21 protein-coding genes, 1 tRNA gene and 1 pseudogene are annotated in these 20,877 nt (G+C 54.1%); 10 read left to right on the plus strand and 13 right to left on the minus strand.

From position 1 onward, the window contains the following. Positions 1–112 (plus strand): annotated as a pseudogene (locus ACYCZJ_RS02760) (IS5/IS1182 family transposase); the annotation flags it as partial. A 19-nt stretch (positions 113–131) separates the two neighbouring features. Here ACYCZJ_RS02760 and smpB read toward each other — a convergent pair. Beyond that, the gene (gene smpB, locus ACYCZJ_RS02765; protein ID WP_461552698.1) at positions 132–578 is read right to left on the minus strand and encodes an SsrA-binding protein SmpB; all 447 of its coding nucleotides are present in this window, start codon (positions 576–578) and stop codon (positions 132–134) included. Positions 579–633: 55 nt separating this feature from the next. Here smpB and ACYCZJ_RS02770 point away from each other — a divergent pair, with 55 nt between their 5' ends. Further along, on the plus strand, positions 634–1,071 hold the full coding sequence (locus tag ACYCZJ_RS02770) for a type II toxin-antitoxin system RatA family toxin (protein WP_461552699.1): 438 nt from the start codon (positions 634–636) through the stop codon (positions 1,069–1,071). Further along, a complete protein-coding gene (locus tag ACYCZJ_RS02775) occupies positions 1,068–1,382 on the plus strand; it encodes an RnfH family protein (RefSeq protein ID WP_461552700.1) in 315 nt (104 codons plus the stop codon). The genes ACYCZJ_RS02770 and ACYCZJ_RS02775 overlap by 4 nt, the downstream gene beginning before the upstream one ends. A gap of 74 nt (positions 1,383–1,456) precedes the next feature. Here the strand turns inward: ACYCZJ_RS02775 and ACYCZJ_RS02780 are convergent, their stop codons facing one another. Next, positions 1,457–1,792, minus strand: coding sequence for a hypothetical protein (locus ACYCZJ_RS02780; RefSeq protein WP_461552701.1), 336 nt, complete (start codon positions 1,790–1,792; stop codon positions 1,457–1,459). Positions 1,793–1,998: 206 nt separating this feature from the next. On the opposite strand from ACYCZJ_RS02780, the gene guaB reads away from it, so the two are divergent. From guaB to ACYCZJ_RS02805, 5 genes are all read left to right on the plus strand, one after another. Next, positions 1,999–3,465 (plus strand): IMP dehydrogenase, encoded by a 1,467-nt coding sequence (gene guaB, locus ACYCZJ_RS02785; protein ID WP_461552702.1) that lies wholly within the window; start codon positions 1,999–2,001, stop codon positions 3,463–3,465. A 74-nt stretch (positions 3,466–3,539) separates the two neighbouring features. Then, a complete protein-coding gene (gene guaA, locus ACYCZJ_RS02790) occupies positions 3,540–5,105 on the plus strand; it encodes a glutamine-hydrolyzing GMP synthase (protein WP_461552703.1) in 1,566 nt (521 codons plus the stop codon). Positions 5,106–5,399: 294 nt separating this feature from the next. Then, positions 5,400–6,230 (plus strand): tyrosine-type recombinase/integrase, encoded by an 831-nt coding sequence (locus tag ACYCZJ_RS02795; protein WP_461552704.1) that lies wholly within the window; start codon positions 5,400–5,402, stop codon positions 6,228–6,230. Positions 6,231–6,242: 12 nt separating this feature from the next. Further along, positions 6,243–6,548 (plus strand): hypothetical protein, encoded by a 306-nt coding sequence (locus ACYCZJ_RS02800; RefSeq protein WP_461552705.1) that lies wholly within the window; start codon positions 6,243–6,245, stop codon positions 6,546–6,548. A 151-nt stretch (positions 6,549–6,699) separates the two neighbouring features. Continuing rightward, positions 6,700–7,410, plus strand: a complete 711-nt coding sequence (locus ACYCZJ_RS02805; RefSeq protein WP_461552706.1) for a DUF6088 family protein — start codon at positions 6,700–6,702, stop codon at positions 7,408–7,410. 211 nt (positions 7,411–7,621) lie between these two features. On the opposite strand, the gene ACYCZJ_RS02810 is transcribed toward ACYCZJ_RS02805, so the two are convergent. The 10 genes from ACYCZJ_RS02810 to ACYCZJ_RS02855 all read right to left on the minus strand — a co-directional run bounded on the left by ACYCZJ_RS02810 (position 7,622) and on the right by ACYCZJ_RS02855 (position 16,044). Next, positions 7,622–8,152 carry a hypothetical protein gene (locus ACYCZJ_RS02810; protein ID WP_461552707.1) on the minus strand — a complete coding sequence of 177 codons (531 nt, stop codon included), beginning with the start codon at positions 8,150–8,152 and terminating at the stop codon, positions 7,622–7,624. Between the two features lie 1,149 nt (positions 8,153–9,301). Then, positions 9,302–9,796 (minus strand): hypothetical protein, encoded by a 495-nt coding sequence (locus ACYCZJ_RS02815; protein ID WP_461552708.1) that lies wholly within the window; start codon positions 9,794–9,796, stop codon positions 9,302–9,304. Further along, a complete protein-coding gene (locus ACYCZJ_RS02820) occupies positions 9,793–10,068 on the minus strand; it encodes a hypothetical protein (protein ID WP_461552709.1) in 276 nt (91 codons plus the stop codon). Before ACYCZJ_RS02820 ends, ACYCZJ_RS02815 begins: the two co-directional genes overlap by 4 nt. Before the next feature lie 46 nt (positions 10,069–10,114). Then, positions 10,115–12,262, minus strand: coding sequence for a YfjI family protein (locus ACYCZJ_RS02825; RefSeq protein ID WP_461552710.1), 2,148 nt, complete (start codon positions 12,260–12,262; stop codon positions 10,115–10,117). Then, positions 12,259–12,561 carry a CHC2 zinc finger domain-containing protein gene (locus tag ACYCZJ_RS02830; RefSeq protein ID WP_461552711.1) on the minus strand — a complete coding sequence of 101 codons (303 nt, stop codon included), beginning with the start codon at positions 12,559–12,561 and terminating at the stop codon, positions 12,259–12,261. The genes ACYCZJ_RS02825 and ACYCZJ_RS02830 overlap by 4 nt, the downstream gene beginning before the upstream one ends. Further along, positions 12,558–12,977, minus strand: coding sequence for a helix-turn-helix domain-containing protein (locus tag ACYCZJ_RS02835; protein WP_461552712.1), 420 nt, complete (start codon positions 12,975–12,977; stop codon positions 12,558–12,560). The genes ACYCZJ_RS02830 and ACYCZJ_RS02835 overlap by 4 nt, the downstream gene beginning before the upstream one ends. Further along, entirely contained in the window at positions 12,974–13,258 is a 285-nt protein-coding gene (locus ACYCZJ_RS02840; RefSeq protein WP_461552713.1) for a hypothetical protein, read from the minus strand. The genes ACYCZJ_RS02835 and ACYCZJ_RS02840 overlap by 4 nt, the downstream gene beginning before the upstream one ends. Positions 13,259–13,395: 137 nt before the next feature. Then, positions 13,396–14,562, minus strand: a complete 1,167-nt coding sequence (locus ACYCZJ_RS02845) for a hypothetical protein (RefSeq protein ID WP_461552714.1) — start codon at positions 14,560–14,562, stop codon at positions 13,396–13,398. Positions 14,563–14,572: 10 nt separating this feature from the next. After that, positions 14,573–15,646: a tyrosine-type recombinase/integrase gene (locus ACYCZJ_RS02850; RefSeq protein WP_461552715.1), complete on the minus strand. Its 1,074-nt coding sequence runs from the start codon at positions 15,644–15,646 to the stop codon at positions 14,573–14,575. Positions 15,647–15,968: 322 nt separating this feature from the next. Then, positions 15,969–16,044, minus strand: a tRNA-Asn gene (locus ACYCZJ_RS02855). A gap of 274 nt (positions 16,045–16,318) precedes the next feature. Between ACYCZJ_RS02855 and ACYCZJ_RS02860 the strand changes: the two genes are divergently transcribed. After that, complete coding sequence (locus tag ACYCZJ_RS02860; protein ID WP_461552716.1) at positions 16,319–17,503, plus strand: OmpP1/FadL family transporter; 1,185 nt, start codon at positions 16,319–16,321, stop codon at positions 17,501–17,503. 69 nt (positions 17,504–17,572) lie between these two features. Here ACYCZJ_RS02860 and ACYCZJ_RS02865 read toward each other — a convergent pair whose 3' ends face one another. Beyond that, positions 17,573–18,766 (minus strand): pyridoxal phosphate-dependent aminotransferase, encoded by a 1,194-nt coding sequence (locus ACYCZJ_RS02865; protein ID WP_461552717.1) that lies wholly within the window; start codon positions 18,764–18,766, stop codon positions 17,573–17,575. Between the two features lie 79 nt (positions 18,767–18,845). On the opposite strand from ACYCZJ_RS02865, the gene uvrB reads away from it, so the two are divergent. Continuing rightward, on the plus strand, positions 18,846–20,873 hold the full coding sequence (gene uvrB / locus ACYCZJ_RS02870; protein WP_461552718.1) for an excinuclease ABC subunit UvrB: 2,028 nt from the start codon (positions 18,846–18,848) through the stop codon (positions 20,871–20,873). The last annotated feature ends 4 nt before the right edge of the window (positions 20,874–20,877 follow it).

Below are 20,877 nucleotides of genomic sequence, written 5' to 3' on the forward strand. Positions count from 1 at the left end.
GTTGGTGCGATACGAGAAACTGGAGCGCAGCTTCCTCGCGTTAAATCATCTGGCCGCAGCTATCCTGACATTCAGGGGAATCAAGCTGGATGTGAATATTATTTACGGATAAGTTCTTGGACTTTGTAAGGTTAGATCTTGTTGCGCATGGCGCGCTGTACTTCACGATCGGTTTCGCGTTCTTTTGCGCTCTGGCGTTTGTCGTGCTGTTTCTTGCCTTTGGCCAGGCCGATTTCCAGCTTGATGCGGCCGCGTTTGTAGTGCAAATCGAGTGGTACCAGGGTATACCCGGCGCGTTCCACCTTGCCGATAAGTTTGCTGATCTCTTCTGCGTGCAGCAATAGTTTGCGGCTGCGAGTGGCATCGGGGTGTACGTGGGTCGACGCCGTTGCCAGCGGACTGATATGCGCACCGATCAGGAATACTTCACCATTCTTGATAACAACGTAGGCTTCCTTGAGCTGCACGCGTGAAGCACGGATGGCTTTCACCTCCCAGCCTGCCAACATCAGACCTGCTTCGTATTTGTCCTCGACGAAATATTCGTGGAAAGCTTTTTTGTTCTGCGCGATGCTCATTGGTTTTTCCAGCGTCAATCGTGTATTTTACCAGTTTTTGCGAGCAATACAGACGATGGCAGTTGTAAACAAAAGTGTTCTGGTTGGGCATACTGCGCAGCAAATGTTCGAACTGGTGGACGGGGTGGAACATTACCGTGAATTTCTTCCCTGGTGCGGTGGCACCGAGGTACAACTACGTGACAGTCATGCCACTGTGGCTACCATCTATATCGACTACATGCATATCAAGCAGCACTTCACAACGAAAAACAGTAATCAGCCGCCGGATTTGATCACGATGAGTCTGGTCGATGGCCCCTTCAAAAAACTTGATGGTGAATGGCGTTTTAAAGCCCTGACCGAGGACGCCTGTAAAATTGAATTCATGCTGAACTATGAATTCTCCAATAAACTTCTGGATACGGTACTCGGCCCGGTATTCAGCTATATTGCCAATAGTTTCGTCGAAGCCTTTATTCAGCGGGCCGACCAGGTATATGGAGCATCATGAGCAACCAGATTACGGTAGAAATTGCCTATGCAAGATCTGACACCCAGGTGATTATGTCTGTCAGGCTGGGTGTCGGTGCTACGGCTATACAGGCCATTGAACGATCCGGCATTCTTGAGAAGTTTCCGGAAATAGACATCAAACAAAACAAGATTGGAATTTTTGGCAAGCTGACAAAGCTTGAAACGGTTGTGCGCGACAAGGATCGTGTGGAGATATATCGCAAACTGATTGCGGATCCCAAGGAAGTGCGGCGTCAGCGAGCTGAAGAGGGAAAAGCAATGAAGAAAGGCGGGGGAGAACTGGAATGAACGATGCATGGCTGTGGGCCAGGATCAATAAAAAAGGGCGCCATTGCGCCCTTTTTTATTGATCACTGTAGTGCTTATTTAAACACATCAGTCGTAGGATATTTTAATTGCTCGATACTGATCTTGGCCAATTCGCTGGCAAGTTTTGAATCTTTCAGCACGGTATTGCTATCCCCTTTTTTGGCGGCTTCCTGGGCCTTCTTTAAAACAGCAGCCGACGTTGTCCATTCATTCTCGTCTTTTTTGGAGGCTGCAACATCGTTTTCCGCCTGCTTTAAGGCAGATTGGGCTTCAGAACTGATACCCGTACCGGCGGATGCCTGAGTCCCGCTGGTTCCGCCGGTGGTGCCTGCACAGCCGCCCAGCACCAATAAACCTGCACTCGCCAAAGCAATTAATAGTTTAGTCATCTTCGAATCTCCTCTGCTATCTGGTTTGTAACTTAGCGAATCTAACCGAGCCCTACGCCAGTTGTTGCAAACATAGCCATTCACGCGCCTCACGTCAAATGCTTTTAGACAATTTGGTAGGTTTTTACCACAATTGTGCGGCCCCGGGCTTACCCCATAATATCGAGTTGCCGTATAATAGCGCTTTGGATAGGAACATAATAATTATGCGTGTCGTACAAAAAGCGCTTACCTTCGACGACGTTCTGCTCGTCCCCGCGCACTCCGATGTTCTGCCTCGTGATGTTAGCCTGCAAAGCCGCCTGACGCGTAGCATCACGTTGAATATCCCTCTCGTTTCTGCGGCCATGGATACAGTGACCGAAGCTCGTCTGGCCATCGCTCTGGCACAGGAAGGTGGCTTGGGTATCGTGCATAAAAACATGACGGCTGAATTGCAGGCACTGGAAGTATCCCGCGTCAAACGGTTTGAATCCGGCGTGGTTAAGGATCCGGTCACCATTTCGCCGGATATGAGCGTACGCAATGTGCTGGAAATCACTCGTCGTCATCGCATATCCGGCCTGCCTGTGGTGGATGCCTCCGGCAAGGTCGTCGGCATCGTCACCAATCGAGACTTGCGCTTTGAGACCAATCTCGACCAGGACATCAATAAGGTAATGACGCCGCGTGAACGTTTGGTGACCGTCAAAGAAGGTGCAAGTCGCGAAGAAGCGCTCGCCTTGCTGCACAAATATCGATTGGAACGCGTTCTGGTGGTCAACGACGCCTTTGAATTGTGTGGTCTGATTACGGTAAAGGATATTCAGAAATCCACCGAGCACCCCAACGCTTGCAAAGACAGCTTGGGTCATCTACGCGTGGGCGCAGCGGTCGGTGTTGGCGCAGGTACGGAAGAACGCGTCGCAGCATTGTCCGAGGCCGGTGTGGATGTGATCGTGGTGGATACAGCTCATGGTCATTCCAAGGGTGTTCTGGACCGGGTCAAATGGGTCAAGACCCACTTTCCTCACATCCAGGTGATTGGTGGCAATATCGCTACTGCCTCAGCTGCGCTGGCGTTGGTTGATCATGGTGCGGATGCGGTCAAGGTGGGTATCGGCCCGGGTTCGATTTGTACCACGCGTATCGTTGCCGGAGTGGGTGTTCCACAGATTACGGCGATTCACAATGTGGCTGAAGCATTGAAGGACAGTGGCGTGCCACTGATTGCCGATGGCGGCATCCGTTATTCCGGCGATATCGCCAAGGCGCTTGCCGCTGGTGCTCACACGGTGATGCTGGGTGGTTTGTTCGCCGGTACCGAAGAAGCGCCGGGCGAGATTGAACTGTTTCAGGGGCGGTCATACAAATCCTACCGTGGCATGGGGTCGCTGGGAGCGATGCAAAAGGGATCCAGCGATCGTTATTTTCAGGATAACGAAGCCAACGCCGACAAGTTTGTGCCGGAAGGTATCGAGGGGCGGGTGCCATACAAAGGAAGCATGCTTGCGGTGATTCATCAACTCATGGGCGGTGTCCGTTCCAGCATGGGTTATCTGGGCTGTGCCACGGTAGCTGATATGCATGCGCGTGCTGAATTCGTGGAAATCACGTCTTCGGGCGTGCGTGAATCGCATGTCCACGATGTGCAGATTACTAAAGAAGCGCCTAACTATCGCATAGACTCATAATTTCCCCGGAAGCACATGAGCGTTCAATTTCCTGTGTATATCCGGCTCCCTGTATTTGCATTGTAAAAATTCCCATGACTCACCAAAAAATACTGATTCTCGATTTTGGCTCTCAATACACCCAACTGATCGCGCGTCGTGTTCGGGAAACCAACGTCTATTGCGAACTGCATTCATGTGACGTCGACGAAGCGTTTATTCGCGCTTTTAATCCGTCGGGCATCATCCTGTCCGGTGGTCCTGCTTCGGTTATTGAGGAAGAAACGCCGCGTGCACCGCAGGTCGTGTTTGAACTCGGGGTGCCTGTACTGGGTACCTGTTACGGGATGCAAACCATGGCTGCCCAGCTTGGCGGCGTAGTCGAAAGCTCCCAGCAACGCGAATTTGGTTACGCGGAAGTACGCGCGCAAGGTCACTCAATGTTGCTTCGCGACATTCATGATCGGGTTAACGAGGCCGGCCATGGCCTGCTTGATGTGTGGATGAGCCATGGCGACAAGGTCACCGCATTGCCCGAAGGTTTCAAGATCATCGCCAGCAACGCTGCTACGCCGATTGCCGGCATGGCAGACGAAACGCGCCGTTTCTACGGTTTGCAATTCCATTCAGAAGTCACCCATACCCTGCAGGGCAAAGCCATCATCGCCCGCTTTGTGCATGACATCTGTGGTATCGGGCATGACTGGAACATGCCTGACTATGTTGAAGAAGCGATTGGCCGGGTACGCTCGGAGGTCGGCAGCGACGAAGTCATTCTCGGTTTGTCCGGAGGTGTGGATTCGTCAGTTGTCGCGGCGCTACTACATCGTGCCATTGGTGACCAGCTTACCTGCGTGTTCGTGGATAACGGCCTGTTGCGCCTGAACGAAGCCGAGCAAGTGATGGATACTTTCGCCAAGAATCTGGGCGTCAAAGTCATCCATGTCGATGCCAGCGCGGAATTCATGAAACATCTGACCGGCGTTACCGAGCCCGAGCAGAAACGCAAGATTATTGGCCGCGAATTCGTGGAAGTATTTCAGCGTGAATCGGCCCGGCTTCCGAATGCCAAATGGCTGGCCCAAGGCACAATCTATCCGGATGTGATCGAATCTGCCGGCGCCAAGACTAAAAAAGCGCATGCCATCAAATCACATCATAATGTGGGCGGCTTGCCGGATACCTTGCACTTGAAATTACTTGAACCATTGCGTGAACTGTTCAAGGATGAAGTACGCGAGCTGGGTATTGCGCTTGGCCTGCCACATGACATGGTCTACCGTCACCCTTTCCCGGGCCCGGGCCTGGGGGTGCGCATCCTTGGTGAAGTGAAGCAGGAATATACCGATTTGCTGCGGCGTGCAGATGCAATTTTTATTGAAGAATTGCGCGCAAGTGGCTGGTATGAAAAAACTTCGCAGGCATTCGCCGTTTTTTTACCGGTGAAATCCGTCGGTGTAATGGGAGATGGCCGCACCTATGATTACGTGGTTGCACTGCGCGCCGTGCAAACTCAGGATTTCATGACAGCACACTGGGCCGAATTGCCTTATACCCTTCTTGGCAAAGTCTCCAACCGGATCATTAACGAAATCCGCGGTATCAACCGCGTAGTTTACGATATCTCCGGGAAACCACCTGCGACGATTGAGTGGGAATGATTTTAGGTCTTTCGGCAGCTTTCGCGCACCATCGAAAAAAACATAACTTATTGATTCGTATAATTATATTCCTCGTTACCTACCGACATCTATCGACGGCAAGCAAAACTTTTTGTCGGTAATCCTGACGGTAAGGAAAGTTAGACAGACCATCTGAAAATATTTACCGTCTGACTGATTTCGGTGATGACGGTAAAAAATAGCGTTAAAATATAGTATTCATAGGGGTTTCAGAGCATCCTGTTACTTTCAAGCCGTTGACGGTAAAATTTCCGTTATCAGGAGGAAGAACCGATGCTTACCGACACTACACTGAAGAGCCTCAAGCCCAAGGACGCACCCTATAAGGTGACGGATCGGGACGGCATGTACGTCACGGTCTCGTCGGCGGGTACCGTCACGTTCCGCTATGACTACCGGATCAACGGCAGGCGCGAGACGCTGACGATTGGGCGCTACGGGCCGGGCGGTCTGTCGCTGGCTCGGGCGCGCGAAAAATGCATCGACGCGAAGCGGGCCGTTTCGGAAGGCCAGTCCCCGGCGCAGGAAAAGCAGCGCGAGAAACGGCGCCTGTCGGAAGCCCAAACCTTCCAGGAATTTACCGACAAGTGGTACGAGGGTGCCCGGATGGCCGACAGCACGCGGTCGATGCGCAAGAGCATCCTTGACCGGGACATCTTGCCGGTGTTCAAGAGCCGCCTGCTGAGCGAGATCAGCCCTGACGACCTGCGCGATCTGTGCAACAAGGTGAAGAGCAGGGGAGCGCCAGCAACGGCAATCCATGTCCGCGACATCATCAAGCAAATCTACGGTTTTGCCATCCTGCATGGCGAGAAGGTGGCCAACCCTGCCGACGACGTTGGGCCATCGTCGATCGCCACCTTCGTGCCACGGGATCGAGCGCTGTCGCCGTCCGAGATACGCATCATGCTCAAGCAGTTGGAGTACGTCGCTTCGTACCCGACCATCAAACTGGGACTGCGGCTGATCCTGCTCACGCTGGTGCGCAAGGGCGAACTCATCCACGCGACGTGGGACGAGATCGACTTCGAGAACGCGCTGTGGACCATTCCGAAAGCGCGCATGAAAGCTGCCAAGGCCCACAACATCTACCTGTCGCAGTAGGCGCTCGACATCATGATCGCGCTGCGCACTTGCGCCGGTGGTTCGAAGTACCTGCTGCCCTCGCGCTATGACGGCGACAAGTGCATGTCGAACGCCACACTGAACCGCGTCGCGCAGATAGTCGTCGAGCGGTCGAAAGCGAAGGGCCTACCCATCGAAAGCTTCAGCGTGCATGATCTTCGCCGTACCGGTTCGACCATTCTCAACGAACTCGGCTTCAACAAGCAAGGCCGCCTTTCCACACACTCCACTGCTTCTTGGGCAGGCGAAGCGCGCAGGCGTCAGGAATCAAAGCCGCATGGCCGCGACTCGGCATGAGGCGTGGGGCAACGCCCGCGCGCCCGGGCACCATGTGCCGGGACGCCAGACTGCTTTGGGTGCAGGTGTCCGAAATAAAACTACACTTTTCGGACAAACGGGCTTGTCATCAGTCCGGAAGACATATACAAATATCGGGCAGGATAAAATCATGTCTGATCTCAAATCCATCATCGCTGCGCAAATCGATGCTGCCGGCCCAGGCCAGGTCTGGGTACCGACCGACTTCGCTCAACTCGGCAACCGCGACGCCATCGACAAAACCCTGCAACGCATGGTTCAGGCCGGTGATCTGCGCCGTATCGACCGGGGTCTATATGACAAGCCGACGCTCAACCGGCTGACGAAGCGACCCACCACTCCAGACTACCGCGCCGTGGTCGAAGCCATCGCCCGCCGCGATCAGTTGCGTCTGCTGGTGGATGGCATGACCGCCGCCAACGATCTTGGCTTGACCGATGCTGTGCCGGCCCGCGTCACCATCCACACCGATGCCCGCCGCCGCGCCATCCAGCTCGACAAGCTGACCATCGACTTCAAGCAAACCGCACCCAGCCGTCTCTACTGGGCCGGGCGTCCCGCCATGCGCGTCGTGCAGGCGCTGCATTGGCTGAAAGACACCTTGGTTTCTGATCGCGACCGTATCCTGCGCCGATTAGCAGGCCCAACCCACGGTGCCGTGATCCGCCAGGACTTGATCGATGGCTTTGGCGCGATGCCCGCGTGGATGCAAAGCCTGGTTCGTGAACTGCCCGGCTGTGATCAGCAGTTTACAGCGGCCAAGACACCGCAACCGCATAACGGCACAAAGCAGCCAGCGATCCGCCGCCGCTTGGCCAAACACCTGAAGGTTACCGGTTGAACCCGTCCTTCCACGATGTCATTGCCGCCAGTGACGCCGAGCGGCGCGGCCTGTTTCTCGGAACTGCCGTCCGGCTGGGCACCGCAGCCCAGAATGTCGAAAAAGACTGTCAGCACTCAATACCGACACTATTCAGACCTCTGAAATGCAAAAAACCCACCGGGCAAGGGTGGGTTGTGCGGGTCTGGGCTCTGTCAGGCTCCGGAATGGTTCACTGAGTCGCCGTGCGCATCCTGTCCAGCTTCTCGACCACAGCCTGATAGAGTTCCTGGTCGACATCGGTGTTGCGGTCTGGATGGTGGGCGCTACGGATTTTTTTCAGCGCCGTCATATCGTCGGGCAGGTCATACACCTTGGTCACTCGGTCGCCGTTTTTGACCATCTCGCGCTGAACCTCGGCTTCTGCGTCTTCGCGTGTGTCATGTAATTTCTTGCTGCCTAGACGCCAACCATCCTGATTCTTGCGTGGGGATTGATCTCTCTCGCCATCAAACCAGATCCATTTGCCGGTATCAGGATTCAGTTCAAAACGAATGGTGGTGATGCCGTAGGTGTAAACGGGCGGCTTGAGGTCCTTGGCGAATAGCTTGACCGTGCCGATAGTCCCCACCGTAGCAATGTAATACGCGCCTGCCTCATGAGGGCAGAACGCGCTGCTGTGCGTTGGTTCAGGTTTGCTGTCGTTTAACGGGTTCATTTCAGCCATGCGGGCGGCGGCTGCTCTGCGTTGTGCGTTGGTCACGTAATGCTCCTTAATATTGGTTGAAACCCACTGGGATCGCCCCTCGCTGAAGGGATCACCCGCTGGACTCCTGGACTGCCAAGACAGCTCCGAAGCGAAAACGTCTTGCGCCCGGGTTCATGCTTGTACTCATCGTCGCTGGTGGTCAGGAAGCTTGTTCCGCTTCAAACTGACGTACCCTCAATGGCTGCTTCGTTTCTAATTCGATGAGGTGTTTTTGGCAGGCCCGGCCTTTCGACCTGGCGCGACGGGCGGCACATAGCCCGAAATCCTGCACTGAAAACTATCAACCCGCTTGTTACCATTGAAGTGGGTAACGCTGCACTGGGATATTTCTCCCCGCGCTGCTAAGTCAGCCAGTGTCTTGCGTACTTGAGCTAGCGTAATCCCGGTTGCTGATGCGATCTCCAGGTCGAGAAGCTGCCCATGTTTCTTCAAGTGGCTTAGAACTTGGTCTGCCTGCATGTCGATTCCTTTGACGTGAGGATGAGCGTGTGACCCAAGGTGAGGCATCGAGTCAATACAGAACACTCGGAAAGGCAAAAAGCCATCTCGGAGGATGGCCTGATTGCTTGGTATGTCTGGCTCCCCGAGTAGGATTCGAACCTACGACCTGCGGATTAACAGACCTTAACGATTAGCATTATACAACAAACCGCAACAAACTAAAGCAAAGCATTCAATCAGTTATAGACAAAGCATTTATTGTGCCTTGTTGCCATTTATTGCCTTGTTTTATCCGTCAGTGCCCCACTATTGCCCCATGCGACAAGTGCCCCACAAAATGAAGGAAAGGGGCGGTGTCCCTGTGTATTCAGGTGCGTGGTGTTTTCTTCGCCTTAAGCCGTTTCAAGCGCCTAAGCAGGCACCTTATGCGCCTGTCGAATTGCACCCATCGCGCACGCATGGCCACGCCTTCATTCTTTGCATACCAGCCAGTAAGGTAAGCATTCCGGCTGCTTGCTGCCTTACCTTCCATTGTCTTAGCCCCAGTGCTTCTAGTCCAGGGCTGCCAGGTGCGGATAAGTTCCGCTTGCCGTTGCCGCGCTTCCGGTGTCCATCTAGGCATTCACGCCCCTTTGAATACTTCGATTGAAAAAACCGATACACAAGCCGCGCCACGCCTGCACCTAAACGCGCCTTGTTGCATCATGATTGCCAGATTTTTAAATGAGACTGGAAAATCTCATCAATCATTGCTTCGTCCGGTTGCGCATCAACCGCCGGTGTATCTTCCAGCATGGGGTCGAGTGTGAAACCAAAAGCCTTTAGCGTGGTGTCAGGGTCAAAGCCAGCGTAATCACAAAACCGCTGCCATGCAGCGATATACGCCATCAATTCAGCACGCCACCTTTTGTAGGTTGCTTTTGTGTTTCCATCAGGCATGAAGAGATTAAGCATCATCGCTGCCAACATCGTCCCCCGCACCTCGTAAAATATCGCGGCGTGGAGTAATGCCATCGTCTGCAAGTCCTGATATTTGCCCGTGTAGGCAAGGTCGCGCTGTTCTCTGTATTGGAATTTAGGGCATGTCTCACCTAGCAGATTCGCTTCCTGTTGGTCATCTCTGGCCATCGCATCAATTGCCAAAATTAGCCGCTCTAATGCCGTTAGTGTGTCGTAATGCTTTGATAGCTTATTCATGCTTTGCGTCCTTTCAGGGTGCGTTCTAATGCTTCCATGCGGGCTTCGATGATTCCGGTTTCGATTGCCTTGTTAAGCTGTCCCAGTACATAGGCCAGCTTGGTGCCGTCCGCCATCTCCACCCGGCCTTGTCGCATGTCCCGGTAAACTTTCGCCATCTCAAGGCGTACGTCATCCGCCGTTTTCAGGTGGATAACCTGGGGGGTAGGCAACACGTGAAGGCTTGCCCCATCAATGGTTACAGGCTGATTCTCTTTCAGGTCATTATTCATTTTTTCCACCTATAGAAAATTGACCACAAAAGCCACAAAAGGCTACTCATAGCGCACCCCCCAGAATCGACGGATTGACTTCAAACATCCGGCTCGGCCTGTGTGCCACCTTCGCCACTCGTGGCCTGATAAAGTGGCGCTCAATCAGAACATCAATAATCGGTTCAAGGTCTGCGGCGCGTTTGTAGCGTGTCTTGTGGACGTAGTGGCAATCCCGGAAAGTAAATTCCGCTTTGTCATCTCTCTGAATCCAGCGCAACACTACGCGGGCACCATCCAGCGCCGGGTCAGCTCCCATCAAGTCGAACACGGCCAAGGCGTGGGCGCTCAAGGCATTGGCCATGCGTAGCGCGGCGCTCATATCCGCAAGGCTGATTTCCTTGTCCCCCGGCCTTACCAGCGCATGGCGGACAATGTGCAGCAAGGCGGCAATCCGTGCCACGGCACCAGGGAACTTACCCGCCCAGTCGGTCAGGTGGGCATAGGTTCCGCCTTCACGCATTCCGGCTTCTACCTTGTGGGCGAAGGTCTGCCAGGCTTGCAGCGCGTCATCTGATATTTTGAGAATGTGCGGGCACCGGTTGCCGTCATCATCGCTTGCCATGCTGTTATTCAGTACCGCCGTTAAAATGCCTTCATAACGGGCGCGGTAGTCGGGCAGCATGGGGCGGGCATCCAAGGTGCGATAACCCAAGTTTGAGCATGGCAGCGTGTACAGGAAGCGGCCTAATAGCCCACGTCCGCGAAAGCTCGGCTTGTCGGTCAGTCCGCGCAATACGTCAGGCTGTGGCGATAGTCCAAGGGTCAGGGTGGGCGCTTGCATGAAGATTGACGGGCGGCTGCCACGGTTCACCCTGACCGGACTTCCCGCGTGGCCTTGCAGGAATAAATCCAGATTCGGCACCCCGCCGGAATAGCGCCCCGCCAGTATGTCGAAAATGCCGCTTTCGTCACTCAATACCGCCATGCGCTCATGGTTGTCTGCCATGATTGTGCCAAGATTTTCCGGGGTAACATCCTGCGCCCACACTTGCGGCGCGGTGGGGATTTCCGGCAAGCTGGCTTCAATGTCGGCAATCTCTCGCTTCGCCTGCTCAAACTCGGCACCCTTGGCCTTGCTGGCCTGTTTGCGTAAGTGGCTTATCTGTTCGCGGATAGTGGCATCATCGGCTTGCGCCTGTTTGATTGCAGGCGCGGCAATATCTCGCTGTACCCTTTCCCATGCCGTCAGGGGCGCGGTTGCTGCCGATTGCACAGCGGTTTTCCGGCTGCCTGGTGGAAGTGCGGCGCATGTCCACACGTTCACCGGCTCGAAATAATCCGGCTTCACGCGCACCCTAAACTTGCCTTGTGCGGCGGCACTGATTGCCGCCAATACCATCATTGCGGACAGTTCCGGCGGCGTTTCGGTGGACGCACTCAAGGCGGTTACAAAGTCCTGAATGCTGCCTGGGAATACATCATCCGGCCAAGGTGGAAGCGCGGCGGATTCGAGACTGATAGGCGCTTGCCATCCGGTTACGCTCTCGGCTGGGGCTGCCGTCCATTCATCGGGCACCGGCTCTCTGTGTGCCTTTACCGTAGTTTGAAATTCATCCTTCAATGCCTTAACGTCAATGCCACTTTCCGGCACCGGCTGGAAACCGTCCCATTCCAGAAAAGCATCCTCAATGCGGGCGGCTATCCAGTCCACCACGTCCCCGCCTTGTGGCAAATCCGGCAAGCGCACCACTGACACGGCGGGCGGTTTGTCCAAACCGCTTAATATGGCTGTTACGGCCTTGATATAGCCTTCCCCCGGTTCGTCATGGTCAGGCAGTATATAAACGTGCTGACGGCCTTCCAGTGGCTTCCATTCCGCTTTTGCTGCGGCATTGCTGCCACCTTGTGACGTTATGGCCACCAGTCCCAGCGATTGCAGCGCGGCGGCTGATTTTTCGCCTTCCACTACGAACACGGCGCGGGCAATGTCAGCTTGTGCCAGCACGTCCAGGCCAAACAGCGGGCGCGGCTCGGTAGCGCTGCCACTTTGCCAGCCGTGCCCGTTCATGCGCTTGAAATAGGGCACCACTTCCTTTTTTCCGTCAGCATCAAAGCGGGCAACAAAGCCCAGCGGCTCGCCTTGTGCGCTGCGGTATTCCCAAGTGAACCGGCGCGGCTTATTGTTGAATGTCAGGGGTATGCCTTGCATCATGCAATCCCCCAATCTTCGGCAAGTTTGCGCGTGGCATCGGGAAAGCTCAGGCCGTCGCGTTGCTGAATGAAGGCGACAATATCCCCGCCTTTGGTGCCGCACGCGAAACACACGAAAGCGCCGGTTTCCAGATTCACCCGAAAGCTGCCCGCGTGTTTGTCAGCATGGAATGGACACAAACCACCTTCGCGCCAGCCGCCCCCCCGAGGCACGGGCATAGCTGGCAATTCTGCGCGGTAGAAGTCGGCAGGCGGAATATATGCCTTCACGTTTTGAAGCAACTGCACGGCGGTTTTCATAAGCCCGCCCCCGTGCTAACCTTCGCCTGGTCGGTTGCTTGTCCAAGTGTTCCGGCTGCTTTATCGGCTGGGGCGGTTGCCGCCGTCCCAGTCATTCCCACCGCTCGTTTTCGCTCCCATTCCTGAACCTTTCGCACATAGTCGCGCCCAGCTTCACTGGCGGTGCTGATTGCTTCATTAGGCAAGTGATAGCGTTTGATATGTGCGCGGCGTTTGGTCGGGTCGGACGTGGGCACCGTTTCCGGGGTGTCCCGTATATCCCAGCCCATTTCACGCAATAGGTGAATGTCGGCGCTCAGTCGATACGTCCCGGCGTGTAGCCAAAAATCCCGGTGCGTGATTGCCTGTCCTTGTAATAGCAGGGCAAGTGCGCGGCTCGATAGTGTCCCGACGTTCGGGCAGGCGGGCGCGTTCATTGTTGCCCCCCTTGTTGTGCGTCAATCCACTGAAAAAATTTGGATTCATCAATCAGCACTTTTCGGCCAATTCGCACCAGCGCACCATCAAGGCCGTTGCCGGTAATGGTGCCCTTGGTTGTCTTGCGGCTCTCTGCGAGGAATATTAGATTGCGAAGGCTACCTTGTGGAAAGGCGGGGTGTGCTTCGCTGAATTGTCGAACAGTTAGAAGAACCGGGGGCTGCTGTTGTGGTGCAGAAAAAGCGTGGGATATTGCTTGGGCGGTTGCCGTTTGATTCATGGTCAAAATCCTTTTCAGTGTCACCCATTACGGCGCGGTATTGCTATGTAATGGGCTGTTCTGGTAAGGATTCTGGACAGGGTGGGGTAGTGGGTGGCTAGAGTGGGAACCTGAGTCTTTTTGCTACCCAGTAGGTTTTATGCGGGTTTCCGGTATTTATCCACACCTTCAACATCAAGTAAATCTCTGTTCCTTGCTTCCTGCCATGCATTCTTGAAGCTGTCTTTGGTGAATTGCGCGGGTTCTTTAAGACATAGACTTTCAATTTTAGCTTTTCCGCCATATGGGACTAATTTCATGTTATAGCCAAGGCTTTTCCCATGTTTGAGTATTGCGGCAATCTGTTTATCTCTACGACTCTTCCCATCCTGTACTGTCTCGGTCTGTGGGGCTGCGGCTTCAATATCGCGTAGCCAGTCTGTATTTATCCCTTTGGAATTGCACCACGCCACAAAGTCCGCCGGGCGAATTTTATCGGGCGGATTTTCTCGGCTGTTCCAAAGTTGCAACACTCGCTTTGCGTGGTGAAACTTATCTGCGTTTGGCATTACCCAAGCATTATCTAAGCCCATAGCCCCCTGGGGTATTTCGTGACAATCCTGCGGGGGTTGCAAGCCACAAACAAGCATAGCCGCTTCTATCGGCGTCCAAGTTTCAAGTTCAAGATATTTAGTGAGTGTTGTAATCTTTTGCGCTTCTTCGCTGAATCCATAGCCAAACAGGGGCGCGGGTGTCCGCGTGACTATGCCAGTGAATTGCCCCAGCAAGTAAGGTATAGCCCAGCCTTCGGACTGCGCCCATGCCGCAAACTCTCTCAGTGGCATTAGCTCTCTGTCGCCAAAATGCTGCCTTGCTGCCTTGTATTTCCCGTGAATATCAGGCGGTAATATGCTGGTAAAAACTGCGCGCTGATTCGTATTGATAGGCTCGGTGTAGGTCACAGGGTCAAGGTTATGCGCTAATGCTGTGCCTTGCCATGCGTCAACATAGCCCACTTTCACCCAGTGGAGCCAATCAGGACTTCCGTGCCATTCGTTGCTGCGCGGTAATTCGCTATTCAGATAATCCATGACTTCCTGTTCTGAAAATGTTGCGTCTTCAAACAAACGATTTTCAAGGCTCAATTTTGTGAAGGTAACCGGGCAGTATGCTGTAATTTTCTCTGCTGCAATTCCGCGTTCTATACATTCTCGGAAACGTATTTCTGCGATGTTGTGTTGTCCTGACCTAGACGCCCAGCCGTTTAACTCACAAAGTTTGTCTGCCAATTGATGCGCGATAATTTCTCCGCTGATAAATTTCATGCGTTGCCCTCTATCCGAAAATCTTGTTATTCATGGATTCCACCACGCGGGCGGTGTGCCCTTCAGATAGGTGGGCGTAACGCTTTACCATCTGCAAGGTCTTGTGTCCCAGCACTTCGGCAATTTCGGCAAGGCTGGCACCGTTCATGGCAAGGTATGACGCGGCGCTGTGCCTCAAGTCGTGAAAGTGGAAGTCTTCAAGCTCGGCTTTCTTGACGGCGGCTTCCCAAGGTGCCCGCAAATCAATGGACTTTTGTGGCTTCTGTGGTGCGTTTTCCTTAGAAGGAAAAATCAACTTGCTGTCTATCCTTCGCACCTTGCCCAGTTCTTTCAACAAGTCCAAAGCATGGCCAGTAATTGCCACGGCGCGGCGCTCGCCGTTCTTGGTTTCATGCAGGATTGCCCGCCCCCGGTTCAAGTCCACCACGTCCCACGTCAAGCCCATGATTTCGCCTTGACGCATTCCGGTGGACAGTGCCAGCACCACTACGGGGTAAAGGTAAGGGTTGTTTGATTCCTTGCAGGCTTTCAATAGTCGGGCGCGTTCATCATCGGCGAGGAAGCGCACCCGTCCGCGTGATTCGGTTGGCTTTTTGACTTTCCGCATTGGGCTGGCATCAATCCATCCCCATTCATTCACGGCCTGCGTGTAGGCAACAGACAAAGCGGCAAGGTAGCGCACCACTGTGGCCGGGTTGCGCTGTGTGCCGCGTACTGTGATACCAGCGGCCAGCTTGTCCCGATATTCGGCAATAAGTGAAGGGGTTACGTCTGCAAGGGCATAGCTGCCCATCTGGTCGCGCCACCATTCAAGCTGTTGTGTCTGGACACGGATGTTTTTTGGCTTGGTGGGCAATACGTCCTTAATGTAGCGGTCTATCAGTTCGGCCAGGGTGTGGCGCTTGGCTTCGCTTGTTTTGAAGTGGCGGCCTTCCTTGATTGCTGATTCAGTGGAAGCAACCCACTTTTTGGCATCGGTCAGGCGCTCGAACGTAGCGGATTGAACGGGATAACCTTTCAGCCGGATTTTCACGCGGTAGGATGTTTTACCGTCCCCAGTCTCGCGCTTCTCGATATTTGCCATGATTGCCCCTTCAAGTGATTAACCACTGGAAACAGAATACAACAAAGGGCAATAACAAGCAACAGCGGATATATAATCAGCAGTTATGTTTTAAATTATTACTATTTATCAATGTTCTATGACTTGGTGTTTTTAACATGGGGCAAACAAGGGGCACTCTGGGAAAAAACAGGGGCTTTTTGTGGCTTTTGTTGGGCGTTATGGAAGATTGAAGCTGGAAGGCAGGAAGGGATTTATTGCTGTTTGTTTTCCGCAAGTGCCCCAAGAGTGCCCCGGAAATTAAAAAAGACCTAGGCCGTAAAGCCTAAGTCTTTGTTTTATCTGGCTCCCCGAGTAGGATTCGAACCTACGACCTGCGGATTAACAGTCCGTCGCTCTACCAACTGAGCTATCAGGGAATTAAGAAGCGCGAATGTTAAAGTAAGCAGGGCGTTTGGTCAACAGTGTTATGCGTTCGTATTGGTCATTCGGCTGATACTGACGTCATAAAAACGCATTGATTTTGTCATCTGATTGCCAAACTCGAAAAGACGGGAGGGTATAATTGCACGATGCTTGCTTTCAGCATGGGTAACGGGTTGATTGCTTGACAGTTTGTTTGTAAATCCATGGAGGGGAGAAGAGATGGCAATTAAAAAAGCGATATCAGCAGCGTTAATAAGTGGGTTCGGCTTGACAGTTGCTAATCATGCTGATGCTTCCGGATTTGCATTGATTGAGGAGAGCGCCAGCGGTATGGGTAATGCGTTTGCAGGTGGTGCTGCGAGCGCTGAGGATACCAGCACCCTGTTTTTTAATCCGGCAGGTATGACGCGCTTATCAGGCCAGCAAATGTCGCTGGTGCTACATGCGATCAAGCCCACGGTTGAATTTTCCAATACAGCCAGTACTGCGGCGCCGGGTCGTTCGCTGGGTAATAGTGGAGGGGATGCCGGGCACTGGGCAGCGGTACCCAATTTATATTATGTGGCGGAATTGAGTCCGAAATTACGTGCGGGTGTGGGTATTTCTTCACCGTTCGGCCTTAAAACAGACTATGACTCAAACTGGATGGGACGTTTTCTGGCAATCAAATCCGATTTGAAAACCATCAATATCAATCCATCGCTGGCGTATAAAATTAACGACCAATGGTCGGTGGGGGCAGGGCTGGATGCGCAATACATCGAAGCCATGCTGACCAATGCCGTTTACTTGACCCCAGCGGGTTTTGCTCAGATAAAAGGTAATGACTGGAGTGTTGGCTACAATCTGGGTGTGTTGTACGAAATGAATCCGGCGACACGCTTTGGTCTGGCCTATCGTTCTGATGTGCGGCACAAGCTTGAGGGTGATGTGACATTCAGCGGTGGCGTGCCGCTAGCGAATGGCCCGATCAGTGCTGAAATGACCTTGCCGGAAACGGTTTCCTTAAGCGGGTTTCATCAGATCAACGAACAATGGGCGGTCATGGCTGACGCGACCTGGACGCGCTGGAGCCGGTTCAAGGAATTACGCATTGTGCGCGACTCGGGTGCGCTGGTCAGCCTCACGCCGGAAAATTGGAAAGACACGATGCGTTATGCGGTGGGCGCCAATTACCAGGCCACGAACAAGCTGAAGCTGCGTAGCGGCGTAGCCTATGACCAGTCCCCGGTATCTGATCAATACCGTACTGCGCGCATACCGGACGCAAACCGTGTTTGGCTGACATTCGGTGCCAGCTACAAACTGTCGCAGGCAGATTCGCTGGATGCCGGCTACGCACACATTTTTGTGGATAATTCCTCAATCAATTCGGGAACCACTGGCAAGTTGGTGGGAACCTACAGCAACAGTGTTGATATCCTGAGCGTGCAATATAATCATCGCTTTTAACGCATTGTTTACGAGCATAAAAAAAGGCCGGTTTCCGGCCTTTTTTTATGCTGTTGAGGGCAGGTCGTGTCAGGTGAGCAGCTTATGTATGCGTTCCAGCGCTGCCTTGAGATTATCCATTGAGGTGGCAAACGACAGGCGGATATAGCCTTCGGCGCCGAAAGCTGAACCAGGAACCACTGCTACACCACCTTGTTCCAGCAGGTATTCGCTAAACGTGACATCGCTGGCGTTGGCGAGTTTACCTTCACGGTGCAGTTTGGCTATCGCTGTACGCATATCCGGAAAAGCATAAAAAGCGCCGCCGGCATACAGGCAATTTACGCCCGGGATCGCGTTGAGTGTTTTGACAACAAACTGATGGCGCTCACGGAAGGCGGTCAGCATTGGCTGGATGCAGTCCTGATCGCCATTCAGCGCCGCTTCAGCCGCAACCTGCGAGATCGAGGTGGGGTTGGAAGTGGACTGCGACTGTACGTTTTCCATTGCCGTAATCAGCGCTTCCGGCCCGGCACAATAGCCGATGCGCCAGCCGGTCATGGCATAGGCCTTGGATACGCCGTTGAGTACCATGGTGCGCGGATAAAGATCAGGGCAGGCATTGAGAATGTTCACGAACGGCATATCCTGAAGCAGGATATGCTCGTACATGTCATCCGTGGCGATGACGACTTGCGGGTGGCGCCGTAATACCTCGCCCAGGGCAGTCAGTTCATCCAGGTTGTATATCGCACCACACGGGTTGCTGGGGCTGTTGAGTACCACCAGCCGGGTGTTGGCTGTGAGTGATGCTTCCAATTGCTGCGCTGTAATCTTGAAGCCCTGCTCGATACCAGCTTCGATAATGACCGGTTTGCCACCGGCCAGGATGACGATATCGGGGTAGGAAACCCAGTACGGCGCGGGGATGATGACTTCATCACCGGGGTTGATCAGCGCCTGAACCAGGTTGAAAAAGCTTTGCTTGCCACCACATGACACCAGTATCTGTTTGGCGGTGTAGTCCAGCCCATTGTCACGCTTGAACTTGTTGATGACCGCCTGTTTCAGGGACGGCGTGCCGCCCACCGGTGTGTATTTGGTAAAACCGCGTGCGATGGCGCCGACGGCGGCATCCTTGATGTGCTGCGGGGTATCGAAATCCGGTTCACCGGCGCCAAGACCGATGATGTCCTTGCCTTCGGCTTTTAATTTGGCTGCGCGGGCGGTGACCGCAAGGGTGGGGGAGGGCTTGATGGCCTGTACGCGCTTCGAGAGTTCCAACTTGGGTCCTTAGGGTGGGTGCAACTGGCGTGTTAGGATGTAATGTTAGTCAGGCTACTTGAAAGCGCGAATTTTACCTGTGATTGCTACTTTTCCCAATAGCCCCTTTCGTCTTCATCAACCATTCCTGCCGGCCGGCGATCAGCCCGCTGCGATTGAGAAACTGGTGGAAAGCATTAACGATGGCCTGGCGTTCCAGACCCTGCTTGGCGTGACCGGTTCGGGCAAGACCTACACCATGGCCAATGTGATTGCCCGGCTCGGGCGTCCGGCCATCGTCATGGCGCCCAACAAAACGCTGGCAGCGCAGCTGTATTCGGAGATGCGCGAGTTTTTTCCGGAAAACTCGGTCGAGTATTTCGTCTCTTATTACGATTATTATCAGCCTGAGGCCTATGTGCCGGCGCGTGACCTGTTCATCGAAAAAGACTCCAGCATCAACGAGCACATCGAGCAGATGCGCTTGTCGGCCACCAAGGCGCTGCTGGAACGCAATGACAGCGTGATTGTGGCGACGGTTTCCGCCATCTACGGTATTGGCGATCCGGTCGATTATCACGGCATGATCCTGCATTTGCATCAGGGCGAAAAGCTCGGCCAGCGCGACGCCATTCAGCGCCTGATTGCCATGCAATACGACCGCAACGAGATCGAATTCAAGCGCGGCGTGTTCCGCGTACGCGGCGATGTGCTGGATATCTTCCCGGCGGAAAGCGCCGAACACGCAGTGCGCATCTCGCTATTCGACGACGAGGTGGAGTCGATCACGCTGTTCGATCCGCTCACCGGCCACCTGATGCACAAGTTGTCGCGCTATACGGTGTATCCATCCAGCCATTATGTTACGCCGCGCAGCACGACGCTACGCGCCATCGAGGCGATCAAAATTGAATTGCGCGAGCGCCTGGAGTTTTATTACAAGGAAAACAAGCTGGTGGAAGCCCAGCGTCTGGAACAGCGCACCCGCTTCGATCTGGAAATGATGAACGAATTGGGCTTTTGCAAGGGCATCGAGAACTACTCGCGCCATTTGTCAGGGCGCAATCCGGGCGAACCGCCGCCGACGCTGCTTGATTACCTGCCTCCCCATGCGTTGATGTTTATCGACGAATCCCATGTCACTATTCCGCAGATCGGCGGCATGTACAAGGGCGATCGCGCGCGCAAGGAAAACCTGGTTAATTACGGCTTCCGTCTGCCTTCGGCGATGGATAACCGGCCGTTGCGCTTCGATGAATTCGAAAAAGTGATGCGCCAAAGCGTATTTATATCAGCCACCCCAGCGGATTACGAACAGCAGCATCAAGGCCAGGTGGTCGAACAAGTGGTGCGGCCTACCGGCTTGGTTGACCCGGAGATCGAGGTGCGTCCGGCAACCAGTCAGGTGGACGATGTGCTTTCCGAGATCAACCTGCGCGTGGCACTGGGCGAACGCGTACTGGTAACGACGCTGACCAAACGCATGTCGGAAGATCTCACCGATTATCTGGCCGAGCACGGTGTCAAGGTGCGTTACCTGCATTCTGACATCGATACAGTGGAGCGCGTGGAAATTATCCGCGACCTGCGCCTGGGCTTATTTGACGTGCTGGTGGGCATCAACCTGTTACGCGAAGGTCTGGATATCCCGGAAGTTTCGCTGGTGGCCATTCTCGATGCGGACAAGGAAGGCTTTCTGCGTTCCGAACGCTCATTGATCCAGACCATCGGCCGCGCCGCGCGTCACCTCAATGGCCGCGCGATTCTGTACGCCGACCGCATCACCAACTCGATGCGTCGCGCCATAGATGAAACTGCGCGCCGCCGCAACAAACAGATCGCGTTCAACCTGGAGCATGGCATTACCCCGCGCGGCGTGGTCAAGCGCATCAAGGACATCATCGACGGCGTATACGATATGGATAGCGCACGCCAGGAACTCAAGGCCGCGCAAAACCTGGCCACTTATAAGGCGATGGACGAAAAGACCCTCACCCGTGACCTCAAGCGTATCGAAAAGGACATGCTGACGGCCGCCAGAAATCTTGAATTCGAGCGTGCCGCTGAACTGCGCGACCAGCTGAGAAAGCTCAAACTGGCGCTATTCGGGGTCGAAGAGCACGACTAAACGA

The sequence above is a fragment of the Sulfuriferula sp. genome (assembly GCF_054605375.1).

Bases quoted from the DNA above. Each gene is read 5' to 3' on its own strand.
- smpB (WP_461552698.1), bottom strand. From the start codon at position 578: ATGAGCATCGCGCAGAACAAAAAAGCTTTCCACGAATATTTCGTCGAG.
- ACYCZJ_RS02770 (WP_461552699.1), top strand. From the start codon at position 634: ATGGCAGTTGTAAACAAAAGTGTTCTGGTTGGGCATACTGCGCAGCAA.
- ACYCZJ_RS02775 (WP_461552700.1), top strand. From the start codon at position 1,068: ATGAGCAACCAGATTACGGTAGAAATTGCCTATGCAAGATCTGACACC.
- ACYCZJ_RS02780 (WP_461552701.1), bottom strand. From the start codon at position 1,792: ATGACTAAACTATTAATTGCTTTGGCGAGTGCAGGTTTATTGGTGCTG.
- guaB (WP_461552702.1), top strand. From the start codon at position 1,999: ATGCGTGTCGTACAAAAAGCGCTTACCTTCGACGACGTTCTGCTCGTC.
- guaA (WP_461552703.1), top strand. From the start codon at position 3,540: ATGACTCACCAAAAAATACTGATTCTCGATTTTGGCTCTCAATACACC.
- ACYCZJ_RS02795 (WP_461552704.1), top strand. From the start codon at position 5,400: ATGCTTACCGACACTACACTGAAGAGCCTCAAGCCCAAGGACGCACCC.
- ACYCZJ_RS02800 (WP_461552705.1), top strand. From the start codon at position 6,243: ATGATCGCGCTGCGCACTTGCGCCGGTGGTTCGAAGTACCTGCTGCCC.
- ACYCZJ_RS02805 (WP_461552706.1), top strand. From the start codon at position 6,700: ATGTCTGATCTCAAATCCATCATCGCTGCGCAAATCGATGCTGCCGGC.
- ACYCZJ_RS02815 (WP_461552708.1), bottom strand. From the start codon at position 9,796: ATGAATAAGCTATCAAAGCATTACGACACACTAACGGCATTAGAGCGG.
- ACYCZJ_RS02820 (WP_461552709.1), bottom strand. From the start codon at position 10,068: ATGAATAATGACCTGAAAGAGAATCAGCCTGTAACCATTGATGGGGCA.
- ACYCZJ_RS02825 (WP_461552710.1), bottom strand. From the start codon at position 12,262: ATGATGCAAGGCATACCCCTGACATTCAACAATAAGCCGCGCCGGTTC.
- ACYCZJ_RS02830 (WP_461552711.1), bottom strand. From the start codon at position 12,561: ATGAAAACCGCCGTGCAGTTGCTTCAAAACGTGAAGGCATATATTCCG.
- ACYCZJ_RS02835 (WP_461552712.1), bottom strand. From the start codon at position 12,977: ATGAACGCGCCCGCCTGCCCGAACGTCGGGACACTATCGAGCCGCGCA.
- ACYCZJ_RS02840 (WP_461552713.1), bottom strand. From the start codon at position 13,258: ATGAATCAAACGGCAACCGCCCAAGCAATATCCCACGCTTTTTCTGCA.
- ACYCZJ_RS02845 (WP_461552714.1), bottom strand. From the start codon at position 14,562: ATGAAATTTATCAGCGGAGAAATTATCGCGCATCAATTGGCAGACAAA.
- ACYCZJ_RS02850 (WP_461552715.1), bottom strand. From the start codon at position 15,646: ATGGCAAATATCGAGAAGCGCGAGACTGGGGACGGTAAAACATCCTAC.